This window comes from Anaerotignum lactatifermentans DSM 14214 (assembly GCF_900142265.1).
Classification (GTDB): domain Bacteria; phylum Bacillota; class Clostridia; order Lachnospirales; family Anaerotignaceae; genus Anaerotignum; species Anaerotignum lactatifermentans.
Genome location: NZ_FRAH01000160.1, coordinates 1 through 1,165, shown reverse-complemented (window position 1 = coordinate 1,165; position 1,165 = coordinate 1). Strand labels below are relative to the sequence as shown.

The window sequence follows — 1,165 nt, the reverse complement described above, 5'->3', positions numbered from 1 at the left end:
CGGGAACCCGTCGGTCGCAGTCTTAAAATAAAAAAACACCATGCTTTTGCATGATGCTTTTCCTAGAATTGCGGAGACAGGATTTGAACCTGCGACCTCCGGGTTATGAGCCCGACGAGCTACCGGACTGCTCTACTCCGCGTCAATATTAACTTTATCTGATAATATACCATGAATATATGACTTTGTCAATATTTTTTCGGAAAATAGTCAGAATTTTTACACACCATCTTTGTACATGGTTTCCAGACGTTCTTTGCATTCCTTCCAGTTGGGCATCCACTCTGTCAGCAGGGCATAGAACCGTCTGCTGTGGTCGGCAAAGCGGAAATGCGCCAATTCATGGTAGATGACCTGACGGATACAATCCGGGTCTGCCTTCATCAGCTGGAGATTCAGGCGGATACTTTGGGTTTCCACGGTACAGCTGCCCCAGATGCTCCGCATGTTTCGTACCTGGATTTTGGGATAGGGGATGCCATAGTCTTTTACTTTGGGGTGGATTTCGTCCAGAAGTTTCGCAAATGTCCCAGTTGCCTGTTCCCGAAGCCAATCCAGATATTCAGACCGCAGTCCCACGGAATCCGTCTGGAAAGTAGACATATAAATGATATTTTCGGAACGCTGAATCTGCCGCAGTCCCTGGGCGATGTGGAGGGTATAGGGTTCTCCCAGATAATACAATGTCTTGCCGTCATACATGGCGCCGGAGGGCTGTGCCATGCGGATTTTTTCCACTTCTGCCAGATGGTTGATGATCCAGAGGGCTTTAGACTGGACAAATTCTTCAATGACGGAAAAAGGTACCCGTTTGGCGGCGGACACAACTACCTGTCCATGTTTATTTACCCGCAGGTTGATATACTTCACGTCTTTGCGGATGAGTTCGTATTCAATTGGAATGCCTTCATATTCTATGGCGTGCAGTTCCATTGCAAAATCTCCCTTTTCCAAAGATAGTTTTCCCCAAGAGGTGGGTTTTATCCAGTTTTTCTATGATACTATATCACGCAAAGGCTGAAAAAGTCCAGAAAAAACGGGAAAATCCTTCCGGAGGCGACAAAAACGGAAGGCATGCGCCTTGATTTGACAAAATGAACTGCTCCAGATTGTGCGGACAGCACAAAAAGGCCTCTATGTAGGAAAATATGAAGTTTTAAGTGGA

At 46.3% G+C, this 1,165-nt stretch carries 1 protein-coding gene and 1 tRNA gene; both read right to left on the bottom strand.

Features of this window, described 5'->3' with window-relative positions; all coding sequences use genetic code 11:
• Nucleotides 1–68: 68 nt before the first annotated feature.
• Nucleotides 69–142, bottom strand: a tRNA-Met gene (locus BUB35_RS18375).
• Nucleotides 143–219: 77 nt separating this feature from the next.
• Nucleotides 220–954, bottom strand: coding sequence for a M48 family metallopeptidase (locus BUB35_RS18370; RefSeq protein WP_143185516.1), 735 nt, complete (start codon nt 952–954; stop codon nt 220–222).
• Nucleotides 955–1,165: the final 211 nt, after the last annotated feature.